The organism is Barnesiella intestinihominis YIT 11860 (assembly GCF_000296465.1).
In the GTDB taxonomy this organism is placed as follows: domain Bacteria; phylum Bacteroidota; class Bacteroidia; order Bacteroidales; family Barnesiellaceae; genus Barnesiella; species Barnesiella intestinihominis.
In genome coordinates, this window is record NZ_JH815204.1 from 44076 (window position 1) to 56964 (window position 12889).

A 12889-nucleotide genomic window follows, 5' to 3' on the forward strand; every position below is an offset into this window, starting at 1 on the left:
ATAAAGAAAACTCATCATTTAAATATAACAAATATGGAATTTTTGACGAATGAAAAACTCACGATCGTGGGTGCTGCCGGTATGATCGGTTCGAATATGGCACAGACTGCATTGATGATGCGTTTGACACCTCATTTATGTTTGTATGACCCTTATGCTCCGGCATTGGAAGGTGTTGCCGAGGAATTACGTCATTGTGCATTTAAAGGGGTAGATATAACCTTCACGAGCGACGTGAAAGAAGCTCTTACGGGAGCCTCGTATATCGTATCTTCCGGAGGGGCTGCTCGCAAAGCAGGAATGACAAGAGAGGATTTATTGAAAGGAAATGCCGAAATTGCCGCTCAATTCGGTAAGGATATACGCAGCTATTGTCCCGATGTGAAACATGTGGTCGTCGTTTTCAATCCGGCCGATATTACGGGGTTGATCGTATTGCTTTATTCGGGTTTGAAACCGTCTCAGGTATCCACGCTTGCGGCGCTCGATAGTACGCGTTTGCAGAGCGAGTTGGCAAAATATTTCCATGCGGTAGCCGATGAAATCGAGAATTGTCGTACCTATGGAGGGCATGGAGAACAAATGGCGGTTTTTGCTTCGACGACAAAAGTAAAAGGAACTCCGCTCGCCGAGCTTATCGGAACGGAAAAATTACCGGCCGAAGACTGGGAGAAGATACGCCAGCAAGTCGTTCAAGGAGGCAAACACATTATCGATTTGCGAGGACGCTCTTCTTTTCAGAGCCCGGCCTATCTTTCTATCGAGATGATTGCTGCGGCAATGGGTGGAAATCCTTTCACGTGGCCGGCTGGTGTTTATTTGTCTGACGGGAAATTCAACCACATACTTATGGCGATGGAGACAATTCTCGATCGTTCGGGAGTACATTACAACCCGGTTTATGGTACGCCGGAAGAAGATAAAGAATTGGAGCGCAGTTATAAGCATTTGTGCGATTTGCGTGATGAGGTGATAGCGATGGGAATCATTCCCCCGGTTTCGGAATGGAATAAACTGAATAAAAATATCGAATAAACAGCGTTGTCGAACCTGTGGAATCCTGTTATAAAAATAGCGACTTCTTACGAGAAGCCGCTATTTTTATCTTTATATTATACGGGAACCGGTAAATCAACGTCCGAAGTTAAATATGTCGGAGTGTATATGCTCCCGATCCATAATGACTTTCAACTCTTCCACTTTGTCGGGATAAGTATTAGCTAAATTATTGTCTTCATGCGGGTCTTCGGCAATGTTGTACAACTCATGAGTCGGGTTTCCGTTTTTGATATTTTGTCGAATCAGTTTCCAATCTCCGGCTCTTACGGCTTGGCGACCGTTTTCCTCGTGGAACTCCCAATACAAGAAGTCATGTTGCCGTTGTTCCCCCTTTCCGGTCAGAGTAGGGAGTATAGACAACCCGTCCATCGCCTCTTCGCGCCAATTCGTATCTTCACCCAACAATTCTACGAAAGTAGGCATCATATCCCAGCCGGCTGCCATCAAGTCGCTTATAGAGCCGGCTTCGATAGTCCCCGGCCAATAGGCGATATAAGGCACGCGCATACCGCCCTCGTACAAAGCTCGTTTCAATCCTCTCAGTCGTTCCTCTGTGTTGAAGAAAGTCGGATCTGCTCCTCCCTCGTTATGAGGGCCGTTATCGCTCGTGAATATAAATAAAGTTTTTTCGGAGATACCCAGCTCTTCCAGTTTATCGATGATTTGTCCCACATACGTGTCCAATCGGGTAATCATAGCCGCAAATTGTGAGCGGGGATTAGTTGCTGTACCATAATCTCCGTTGTCGTACCACGGGTGGGGTTCTTGAAATTTACCTTTATACATATCGACGATACTGTCTTGCGGTTGGCACAGTTCGGCATGGGGAATCGTATATGTGAAATAACCGAAAAATGCCTTGTCCTTATTGTCTTCGATGAATTTCATCGCATGTTCGTGTATGGCATCTTGCGAATAACGTCCGTTTTGATACTCTTTTTCTTGGTTATTCCACAAATACTCCGGGTAGTAAGAGTGCGCTTTACGCTGACAGTTGTATCCGTAAAATACGTCGAATCCCATCTTGTTAGCTTCTCCGCCCGAACCGGGATAACCCATACCCCATTTACCGAAACAACCTGTCACATATCCGTTTTGTTGAAACAGATGTCCCAACGTTTCTACGTTCGGATCGAGAGGCTCTTGTCCTTCGGGTTGTATTTCTTTATTTCCCCGTATTTTGGTATGTCCGGTGTGTTGCCCGGTCATCAACGAAGCTCTTGATGGAGCGCTTACAGCTGTACTTGCATAAAATTGAGTGAAACTCATGCCTTTATTTACGAGCCTGTTCAGATTGGGAGTCGATATCATTTGTTGGCCGTAGGCCTCTATATCGCTGTATCCCATGTCGTCGCAAAGCAAGTAAATGACATTGGGGCGTTCTGTTGTGGCGACAGCATCTCTCTCTTGGGCGAAGCACAAACCCGAAGTAAGGAGCAGGCTGCTTGCAGGGTATATAAATTTATTGGTATTCATACGTTTTATAAAGGTGTTTAAAGTTTGCTATCGAGAAGTTTGAGTGTGGTCGTTTTCCCGTTTTCCGGTTCGATGACTAAGACGATAAATCTTTCGGGATATTTCAATTCCCCTTCGAAGACGGTGTCGGCAGAAAAGTAATTTCCTAACAGTTGGCCGGAGAGGCTCACTGCTTTGATCGTGTTGCGTCCGTACAGTCCGGTTATGCTCAGTCGTCCGTCGTAGAGGTGAGCTTTGGGTGCTACGCTTCTGTCTCCGTTTTCAATTCCTGTGGGGGTTTTTAAAGGCACTCGATAAAAATACCACCCCGAACCTGTTCCTATACCGGCGTTGTATAGAACGACTCCCCATGTACCGTCTTGGGCGTTTAACAGATAGGAATTGTCGCCTTCGTACTTGATAGAGTAGCTCCCGTTTTCATGACCGCTGGATTCGATTGTGAATTGACTCCCGAGAGTAGAAGCGGTAAAATATTCTTTTTCTAAGACTTTCGACCCGGATATTTGCAAGTTCGTCCCTTTGTTTACGATATATACCCGATTATTTCCGGCATCTTCCAACCGCCAGAGAAATTTGTCTGTTTGGTTCGCCGGTTTTTCCACCCTCAGTGCGGTGGAATAATCCCCACCTGTGTTCGTATCATAGGCGATATATCTCTCTTTTCGGTTGGCGTCGGTGTGAGCATTCATGATTTGATACCAAATCGGGTCTTCGGCTGTGCTTATTTCGGGGGAGGCTAATACGGGAACAGCGGCTTCGAATACGGCTATCAGGCTCGTACTTTTCGTTACGGTAAATGTGTAGACCGATTCTTCACTCACGATTTCGTTTCCCTCTTGCCAACCTTTGAATTCTATGGCAGACTCCGAATTTTCATTGATAATAGCTTTTACGGTGACTTGTGTCCCTATTTCGTAACGGCCGGCGTCGTTTGCCGGTGTTTCGATAATGGCAGTTCCCAGTTCGTCGTTGTTCGATGATACGCTTATAAAGCGGTCGGTTCTATCCGATGCTTCCAAAACATACACTACGAAATCATATACCCGTCCGCTAATCGAGGCATCGGCCGAGGAGGGGGTTGTCGATTCGATTCTTATGCGTATGCGAGTTTTTCCGAGTTCTGCGTTTTCGGGTATCGCTATGGTCTGTACGAAACTTTTGGTGGAGGCTGCTACTTGGGCGGGTCGTGATTCCTTTTCGAATACACCGTCGCGGTTCCAGTCGGTGTAAGTCGAGAGGGTATAGTTCGACGGATCGACGGTCATAGTCGCATTGAACTCGAAAGTTTCGCCCGCGATCAATAAGGAAGTCTCTTTCGACACTATGGCGAAATAACTGCCGGGAGAGTTCGGTTTTGCATATCCCAACGGGTAGATGACAGCATCGCCCGAGGTCGTTGCCGAAGAGATATAGCCTCCGTTGGCAGATCCGGCCGGCATTTGGTATATGGGGCTTTTTTCGCTGATACGCCCCAGCCGTATCATGGTTTCGAAAGGGTTCGATGAAATGTAGTCGTTACTCGAATCGTCGGCGGCTATTGCCGGTATTGTCATTGTAGCAACGGTGGCCGCTGCCAGAAATTTAAAGAATATATTCATGTCTTATCTATTGGATATAAATACAAAAGCATAGGACAATATAATTTTATTCTATGCTTTTATATCAAAGTTATTTAATGAATTTGATCATTTCTCCGCCTACATTTGCGATATACACACCTTTTTCGAGGGCCGATACAGAGATTTCTGTTGCATTGTTTACTTGCAAGACAATCTGTCCCGACAAATTATAAACGGTGGTTTGGGTGGGATTGGGGGAAATCAAGAGTCCGGCGTGAGCATCGTAATAAACCTTACCGGAAGCTATTCCTTCGATTCCCGATGCCGGAGAGATGGCGATTTCGAAATCATAGGCAATACCGTTTCTTATCTCGTTATAGAATTCGGTAAAGACTTTCGAGGGCCAGTCGTTGGACCAGGGATCGGGCCCCATGTAAACGACGCGCATGCGATAGGTTCCGGGAGCGGTTTCGGCCGGAACGGTTATCGTTCTGTCCCAACCTTCTGTAACATTGCCGTCAGGATCGTCGAAAGTATTGTCGCCTGAGTTATTGCCTACGGCAGCGTAAATCTCGTTTTCGCCGCTGAATTCTTTATCGTTGTTCCAGTCTATGTAGAGTGTTTGGTAAGACCAGACGATTTCAGGCTCGCATACGATGTCTCTATATCCGTTGTTATAGGTGATATCCTCGTTATACTGCTTGAAATTCATGGAGAAGTTTTCAACACCCTCTTCGAGGCGGATCGGATTTTCGGTCTTGTCGATAACAGCTCCTTCTACTTGTGGTGTATGTAGTTTTTTATATTCGGTGAAGGGGAGTTCTTCTTGGGTTGCGCAGGTAAACAGAGTCTTGGTTTTATCGCCTGCGGTATAAGAAACAGAGCCTAAATAACGGTTCTGTTGATTAAGGTCCGTGACGTAGAAACGGGTCATGATGGGATAATCCTTTTCGACGAATTCGGCGACGAGAGTTTTATCTTCTGTTCCTTCGTAAGAATAAGTGTGTCTGTAACTTATAACAGTTTCAGTTCCCTCTTCCACCCATCTGTAAAACATATAGTTGTCGGCTGCGGCCGCTTTTACGATAAGAGCTTCCGTTTCAGGAACCTCTACACTTGTCGACTCTTTTCCTTCTATGGATACCGCTCCTTTTGCCGAGTCTGCCGATTTTACTGAGACGGTTTTGGTAGCCGTTGGAGGGGTGTATTGAGCCGGATAGAAAAACCAGCCCGAGGCTTGGTGTGTTCCCATTTCATAAACGGTTACACCGTAATCCCATGACGTATCTGCGGCGTTCAGATAAGCGGCTTCCGAAATCCCGGTGTAATCCAGACAGTATTGTTTATCGGCACACTGCTGTTGTCCCGTGGAAGCAGATGTGGCCAGTACCCAAACAGCACCCTCGTCTGCACTCATCTCTAACATCGTATTGTTGATAGCGGTAGCTTCTACTGGAACAACAATGCGCATACCGCTCGAATGAACCAGTACGCAGTAATTGTCGCCTCCGTCCGCCTTTTCCAAACGCCAGATGTAAGCAGCATCGGTTGGCGGTGTGGTTAGCTGGTCGGTACATAAATTCGAACCGTCCCATTTCATAAATCGGTTTTGTCGATCGGAAGCCGTGAGGTGGGACGACATCATTGTATACCATTTGGGGGATTCCGCTGTGCTTATTTCGGGTTCGACGACCCCTGAAATAGGAGTAACCTGTGCTACGGATAGATTTGAAACAAGTAGACCTGCTAAAAGCAGTAACGGATTAAATAAAGATTTTTTCATACATAAAGTGTTTTTAATGGGTAATTAAATGTGTTTGTTTATTTTTTTAATGATATTAGTAACGAACGGTTGTCTTTTATATAATTTTATTATGGGTTATTTCTAACGGTATGTAATCGCTTATATATTTTATAACTAATATGAAGGTTTAATCCCTAGTGAGAAAATTGGTTTTTTATGATTTACCCCATAAATAGTAATATTATACTATAATTAATTATATATTTATAAGGTGAATTTCTCCCATCGACTGCTAAAAGTATTACTATATTGGAGGGGGAAGTCTGAGTGAATACCCTCGAAGAGGTTCTCGAATGTCGCTTGAAAAAAATTAAAACAGTTTCTAAATATTTCGTATTGGATTATTTCTTAAAAAAGTTGTAAATTGCAGCGAATTTTAAATTTCAGGTTATGAAAAGATATTTGGTCACCGGTGCGGCCGGATTTATTGGGGCGAACTTTTTGAAATATTTGTTGAAAAAGTACGAAGAAGATATATATGTGGTCGTTTTGGACAAACTTACGTATGCCGGGAATCTGGGTACTATTAAAGACGAAATAGCCGATTCGAGAGTGCGGTTCGTGAAGGGGGACATACGCAATGCCGAATTGGTGGCGAACATCTTTGCCGAAACCGATATAGATTATGTGGTCAATTTTGCGGCCGAATCGCACGTAGACCGCAGTATAGCCAATCCGCAGCTCTTCTTGGAAACGAATATATTGGGCACGCAGAATATGCTCGATTGCGCCCGTAAGGCTTGGTATAGGGGAAAAGATTCCGAAGGGAAGCCTCTCTATGCCGAGGGAAAGAAATTCTTGCAAGTATCGACCGACGAGGTCTACGGTTCGTTGTCTAAGGACTATACCGACCCGCAGCCGTTGGAAATCACCGATGCCGATGTGCGCAAAGTGGTGACCGGACGTACCGACCTGCATACTTATGGCAAGCGGTTCTTTACGGAGACGACGCCGCTCGATCCCCGTTCTCCTTATTCGGCTTCGAAGACGAGTGCCGATATGTTCGTGAGGGCTTACCACGAAACCTACGGCATGCCGGTGAATATTACCCGGTGTTCCAACAATTACGGTCCCTATCATTTCCCGGAAAAATTGATACCTCTGATTATCAAGAATATATTGGCCGGTCAGAAACTCCCGGTCTATGGTAAGGGCGACAATGTGCGCGACTGGCTCTATGTGGAAGACCACGCTAAGGCTATCGATGCCGTATTGGAACGCGGCCGTATCGGCGAAGTCTATAATGTGGGCGGATTCAACGAAGAACAGAATATCAATATCGTGAAGCTCATCATCGATATTATTGCCCGTATCATGCGGGAAGAACCGGAATATCGTAGGGTATTGAAGACCGATGTGAAGAATATTAACGAGGATTTGATTACTTTCGTGGGCGACCGTCCGGGGCACGACATGCGTTATGCCATCGATCCGTCGAAGATTGCCCGTGAATTGGGCTGGTATCCCGAGACCCCCTTTACCGTGGGGATAGAGAAAACTGTGCGTTGGTATCTCGATCATCAAGATTGGGTGGACGAAGTAGTCAGCGGCGATTACCAGAAATATTACGAACAAATGTACGGCAATCGTTGATTGCCCTAATAAGATACGAACGATGAAAGGCATAGTATTGGCCGGAGGCTCCGGCACGAGATTGTATCCCATTACTCGGGGAGTATCGAAGCAGATGCTTCCGGTGTATGACAAACCTATGATTTATTACCCCATATCGGTATTGATGTTGTCTGGTATTCGTGAGATACTTATTATCAGCACTCCTACCGATTTGCCCGGATTCAAGAGGTTGTTGGGGGACGGCGGACAGTTCGGCGTGCGTTTCGAGTATGCCGAGCAGCCATCGCCCGATGGACTGGCGCAGGCGTTTATCATCGGGGAGAAGTTCGTGGGGAACGACACCGTGTGCTTGGTGTTGGGCGACAACATCTTTTACGGGCAGAGCTTTACCCGCATGTTGAGACAGGCCGTTGCCGATGCCGATAAAGGAATGGCAACGGTGTTCGGTTACCGGGTGGGCGATCCCGAACGTTACGGTGTAGTCGAGTTCGACGAAAGCGGACGGGCGATCAGTATCGAGGAGAAACCGGAAAAGCCTCGTTCCAACTATGCCGTGGTCGGACTCTATTTTTATCCCAACCGCGTCGTGGAGGTTGCCAAGCAGGTGAAACCGTCTGCACGGGGAGAATTGGAAATAACTTCGGTGAATCAAGCCTTTCTCCAATCGCAGGCTCTTGGCGTACAGTTAATGGGACGAGGTTTCGCTTGGCTCGATACCGGTACGCATGAATCTCTGTACGAGGCATCGAACTTTATCGAGACCATCGAACACCGACAAGGACTGAAAGTGGCCTCTTTGGAAGAAATCGCTTATCGCATGGGGTGGATCGACAAGGAACATTTGCTCGGACTCGCCGAGCCGATGAAGAAAAACCAGTATGGGCAATATTTGATAAGACTGGCGAATGATGAGCTTTGACCGGGTGAGATGGATCGAGTTGCCCAAAGTGGCAGACAAGCGGGGAAACCTGTCGTTCATCGAGAGTGCACGGCATATTCCGTTCGAGATAGCGCGTACTTACTGGCTGTACGATGTGCCGGGTGACGAGCATCGCAACGGCCACGCTTTCAAAGAACAGGAGGAGTTTATCGTAGCCTTGTCGGGCAGCTTCGATATCGTGTTGAATGACGGCACGGAGACCCGGCGCTATCACATGGCGCGTTCGTATTACGGCTTGTATGTGCCCCGCATGATGTGGCGCGAGCTGGATAACTTCTCGACCAATTCGCTGGCATTGGTATTGTCGTCGACCTTGTACGATGCCGGCGATTATATAGAAGATTTTGAAGAGTACCGCACTTTATTGAAAGGAAGGAATGATGAGTAAAAGAGCTTCGGTGGACGATTGCCGACTGATACGATTGCCCAAGCACGAGCGAGAGAACGGAAACATCACTGTGGTGGAGAATGACATCGACCTGCCTTTTGCCGTGAAACGGGTGTACTATCTGTATGATGTGCCGGGCGGAGAGGAACGGGGCGGTCATTCACACAAGCAACTTTACCAGTTGTTGGTGGCGGCCGGTGGATCGTTCGATGTAATTCTCGACGACGGTATCTCCACCCGTACGGTGACTTTGAACCGACCCTCCTACGGGCTGCTTATCGTGCCGGGTATCTGGCGGGTACTCAATAATTTCTCGTCGGGGTCGGTCTGTTTGGTGCTGACTTCCGATTATTACGAAGAGTCGGATTATATTCGCGATTATCAAGAGTTTAAAGAAATTAGCCGATAGATGAAATATCCCCAATTATCCCTACGAGAAACCAATGCTCCTTATATGGAGGAGATGAAGACCATCGCCGCCGAAGTTATCGAGGGCGGGTGGTATATCCGGGGGAAGTACGTGTCCCGGTTGGAAGAACAATTATGTGTATATCTGGGTTGTCGCTATGCGGTAGCTACGGGAAATGGGTTGGATGCCTTGCGATTAATGTTACGTGCATACATCGAGATGGGTGTCATGCAGCCGGGCGACGAGGTGATCGTGCCCTCGAATACCTATGTGGCTTCGGTTCTCGCTATTACCGACAACGGGCTCGTACCTGTGTTCGTCGAGCCGTCGGTACACACTTACAATCTCGATACTTCTTTGGTGGAGCGGGCTGTAACAGCTCGCACGCGGGCGATTATGGTCGTCCATCTGTACGGTCGGGTTTGTTGGGACGAATGTCTGAAAGACGTAGCTGCCCGTTACGGGTTGAAAATTGTAGAGGATAACGCTCAGGCTTTCGGTGCGGTTTCGCCGGTGGCGGGATTGCAGGGCTCGTTTCACACCGGAGCTTTGGGCAATGCCGCCGGATTGAGTTTCTATCCGACCAAAAATTTGGGCGCATTGGGCGATGCGGGAGCAGTGACGACCGATGACGGGGAACTGGCCGAAGTGGTTCGAGCATTAGGTAATTACGGCTCGGCAGAGCGGTATGTGAATCTTTATAAGGGGGTGAACAGCCGCATGGACGATTTGCAAGCTGCATTCTTATCGGTGAAATTGAAATATCTCGATGAGGATAATCGCCGTAGGGTCGCTGTCGCAAAGGCATATTCCGAACATATACATGGCAAGGAAATCGTACTTCCCGAACCGGGAGGTGAGGGAGAACACATTTGGCATCAGTATGTCGTACGATGTTCTGAGCGGGACCGGCTGAAAAACTATTTGGAATCGGAAGGGGTGGGCACTCTCATTCATTATCCCATACCTCCACACAAACAACAGTGTTATCGAGAATACAATCGATTGCCTCTGCCTATTGCCGAACAGCTTGCCGATGAGGTATTGAGTCTGCCGATGTCGGCTTATCTAAACGAATCCGATGTGCTTGAAATTGCGAGGATTATCAACCGGTTTTCTTAAACTTTTTGTTTTTAATCACTCTTCGAAGCAATGGAACAGAGAGATAAAAACTTTTTTTCGTGTGTACCGGATACTAAATTTCCAACATTCTTTTTTCTCTGTCCAGATCTTTTGCATTCAGTAATGGAGAAGGGACATTGCATGTTTTGATGTAGTCTCCCGGCTGGCAAGTATAATCGTAATAAGGACGTATCTCGTCGGTTAATTCTTCGGGTGATACGAGGCGACCTTTTAAAAGTAGGAAATCGTCGATGTTAGTACTGTCGGAATGCTTGATGAAAAGGATGCGCCGTGCAATAGGATTGCGGTTATAATCTAAACATAGGTAGAGACCTTTCAGCATATGGGGAAAATCATACATAGGTAATTGTAGATAAATGGTAAATAAAGCCATTTGCGGCATTTCCCGTTCATTGAACATAATGTAGGCATTTTGATGATTGCTGAACATACCTATGCCGCAATGAGTCGTATTATATGTGTTCATGTGCATTACTCTTACGTAAGAGTTGTTTTCGGAAGCAGAGATTAGATAAGGCTCTACTTTCAATGAATGCGATGAGGACGATAAACTGTAACTGATATAAATTCCGCTGTAATTATATACCTCTTGCACCGAGTTTTGCATTTCTTCGGTTAGCATGTTTAAAAAAGGATTTGCTTTTTCTTCTACACCGGTATTGGGTTCCAATCGGAAAAGTTGTGTTTTCAGTTCTTGTAAATTGCCTAACAACCTCTTTTTTGATATATTGTTCACTTGTGAAAGGGCATAATCCAATGCATCTTCTTCATTTTCTCCTTTATTGACACCACTCAAATAGGTGGGTAATACGCTGGAATATAAAGAAGACAATACGCTGGCTGCCATGTTGGTATAGTCGGCGATTTCCTTCATTTTTACACCTTGATTCCGTAAATACTCTATTCGTTTATATATGTCAAGCAAATCGTTCATAAGCATTAAATTTCTATCGAACCTTAAAATAATTATACAAAGAAACTAAACTTCTATTATGTTTTCATTGCATAAATATTTCATTAATGTTACGTTATAAAACTCTGAAAATATGGTGTTTATAAATAATAAAAAATCATTTTTAGGCTTTTGAAGTTGCGTTACATTTGTCGATGAAATCAAGAATATAAGAGATCTGATGAATATAAATGAACTAAAAAAAGGTATTTCTTCTAACCGAAAGTTATCCGATGTACTTTTTATCTTTTGGGCGGGCGGTGCGGCTTTGTTGTCTTATTCGTTAGTATATGCTTTACGTAAACCGTTTACGGCGGCAACATTCGATGGACTCGATTTTTTTGGCATGGACTATAAAACCGTAACAAGCATTGTACAGATTTTTGGTTACTTTCTATCGAAATTAATAGGTATTAAGGTAATTTCGGAATTGAAAAAAGAAAACCGGTTACGATTTATCATTTTGTCGGTAGCCGTTGCCGAATTATCTCTTGTGTTGTTTGGTTTGCTTCCCCGGCCGTTCAATGTATTTGCTCTCTTTTTTAATGGACTCTCATTGGGTTGCATGTGGGGTGTGATATTCAGTTTTTTGGAAGGTCGCCGTGTCACCGACCTGTTGGCCAGTCTTATGGGATTGAGTATCGCTATTAGTTCGGGTACGGCAAAATCCATTGGTTTGTTTGTTATGGAAAATCTGCATATTAGTGAGTTTTGGATGCCTGCTTTCATTGGTGCTTTTGCTTTTCCTTTGTTATCGTTATTGGGTTGGTTGATGACACGTCTTCCTCAACCGACAGAGGAAGACAAGAAGTTACGAATTGAGCGAGTGACGTTGAACCGGGAGGGGCGCATGCATATTTTCAAAAGTTTTATGCCGGTATTGTTACTGCTATTTTTCGCGAACTTGTTTATCACTGTTTTACAGGATATCAAAGAAGATTTTTTAGTAAAGATCATTAATGTGGAGGCCAGCGGTTTATCTTCGTGGGCTTTTGCCAAAATAGATGCGACAGTGACACTTGTTATTCTTTGTGTTTTTGGTATAATGTCATTGGTAAAGAACGATATGAAAGTATTGTGTGCACTGCTTGTATTAGTTACTTGCGGTACATTGACACTTAGTTTCATAGCCTTCAATTACAATACGCTCGAATTGTCTACTACTACATGGCTGTTCCTGCAAAGTTTGTCCCTTTATACGGTATATCTCAGTTTTCAAACGCTCTTTTTCGAACGTTTCATCGCTTGTTTCCGTATTAGAGGAAACGTAGGTTTTTTTATTATAACACTTGACTTTATCGGTTATATGGGTACGGTATTGGTATTGGTGTTGAAAGAGTGTTTTAAGCCAAATATCGATTGGTTGCATTTCTATAATCTGATGTCGGGATATGTAGGAGTTATTTGTGCTATGGCGTTTATGGGGGCACTCGTCTATTTGCTGGCACGTTATCGCCGTGAACGTACAGTTTGTGTTGGAAAGAACAGATTATTTATTACGCAAAACTGTTTCGGACTATCACCTAAGATTGCGAATACTCAACAGGTAAAATAAATAAAAACAATCATAAATCACTAAGAATC

At 45.1% G+C, this 12889-nt stretch carries 11 protein-coding genes; 7 read left to right on the plus strand and 4 right to left on the minus strand.

The features are described 5' to 3' along the window. The first annotated feature begins 33 nt into the window (after positions 1–33). Positions 34–1035: a malate dehydrogenase gene (locus HMPREF9448_RS04955; RefSeq protein ID WP_008861500.1), complete on the plus strand. Its 1002-nt coding sequence runs from the start codon at positions 34–36 to the stop codon at positions 1033–1035. 96 nt (positions 1036–1131) lie between these two features. Here HMPREF9448_RS04955 and HMPREF9448_RS04960 read toward each other — a convergent pair whose 3' ends face one another. From HMPREF9448_RS04960 to HMPREF9448_RS04970, 3 genes are all read right to left on the minus strand, one after another. After that, complete coding sequence (locus tag HMPREF9448_RS04960) at positions 1132–2535, minus strand: arylsulfatase (protein ID WP_008861501.1); 1404 nt, start codon at positions 2533–2535, stop codon at positions 1132–1134. Positions 2536–2552: 17 nt separating this feature from the next. Continuing rightward, positions 2553–4133, minus strand: coding sequence for a GEVED domain-containing protein (locus HMPREF9448_RS04965; protein ID WP_008861502.1), 1581 nt, complete (start codon positions 4131–4133; stop codon positions 2553–2555). Between the two features lie 70 nt (positions 4134–4203). After that, complete coding sequence (locus HMPREF9448_RS04970; RefSeq protein WP_008861503.1) at positions 4204–5877, minus strand: T9SS type A sorting domain-containing protein; 1674 nt, start codon at positions 5875–5877, stop codon at positions 4204–4206. A 411-nt stretch (positions 5878–6288) separates the two neighbouring features. On the opposite strand from HMPREF9448_RS04970, the gene HMPREF9448_RS04975 reads away from it, so the two are divergent. The 5 genes from HMPREF9448_RS04975 to HMPREF9448_RS04995 are packed head-to-tail and all read left to right on the plus strand — an operon-like array spanning position 6289 to position 10332. Beyond that, positions 6289–7491, plus strand: coding sequence for a dTDP-glucose 4,6-dehydratase (locus tag HMPREF9448_RS04975; protein ID WP_008861504.1), 1203 nt, complete (start codon positions 6289–6291; stop codon positions 7489–7491). Positions 7492–7513: 22 nt separating this feature from the next. Then, the gene (rfbA, locus tag HMPREF9448_RS04980) at positions 7514–8392 is read left to right on the plus strand and encodes a glucose-1-phosphate thymidylyltransferase RfbA (RefSeq protein ID WP_008861505.1); all 879 of its coding nucleotides are present in this window, start codon (positions 7514–7516) and stop codon (positions 8390–8392) included. Further along, positions 8382–8801, plus strand: coding sequence for a sugar 3,4-ketoisomerase (locus HMPREF9448_RS04985; protein ID WP_008861506.1), 420 nt, complete (start codon positions 8382–8384; stop codon positions 8799–8801). Before rfbA ends, HMPREF9448_RS04985 begins: the two co-directional genes overlap by 11 nt. After that, positions 8794–9210 (plus strand): sugar 3,4-ketoisomerase, encoded by a 417-nt coding sequence (locus tag HMPREF9448_RS04990; RefSeq protein WP_008861507.1) that lies wholly within the window; start codon positions 8794–8796, stop codon positions 9208–9210. Before HMPREF9448_RS04985 ends, HMPREF9448_RS04990 begins: the two co-directional genes overlap by 8 nt. Continuing rightward, positions 9211–10332 carry a DegT/DnrJ/EryC1/StrS family aminotransferase gene (locus tag HMPREF9448_RS04995; protein ID WP_008861508.1) on the plus strand — a complete coding sequence of 374 codons (1122 nt, stop codon included), beginning with the start codon at positions 9211–9213 and terminating at the stop codon, positions 10330–10332. Positions 10333–10405: 73 nt separating this feature from the next. Here HMPREF9448_RS04995 and HMPREF9448_RS05000 read toward each other — a convergent pair whose 3' ends face one another. Next, on the minus strand, positions 10406–11287 hold the full coding sequence (locus HMPREF9448_RS05000; RefSeq protein WP_040295987.1) for a hypothetical protein: 882 nt from the start codon (positions 11285–11287) through the stop codon (positions 10406–10408). A 199-nt stretch (positions 11288–11486) separates the two neighbouring features. Between HMPREF9448_RS05000 and HMPREF9448_RS05005 the strand changes: the two genes are divergently transcribed. Next, the gene (locus HMPREF9448_RS05005) at positions 11487–12860 is read left to right on the plus strand and encodes a DUF5690 family protein (protein WP_008861510.1); all 1374 of its coding nucleotides are present in this window, start codon (positions 11487–11489) and stop codon (positions 12858–12860) included. Positions 12861–12889 lie beyond the last annotated feature (29 nt).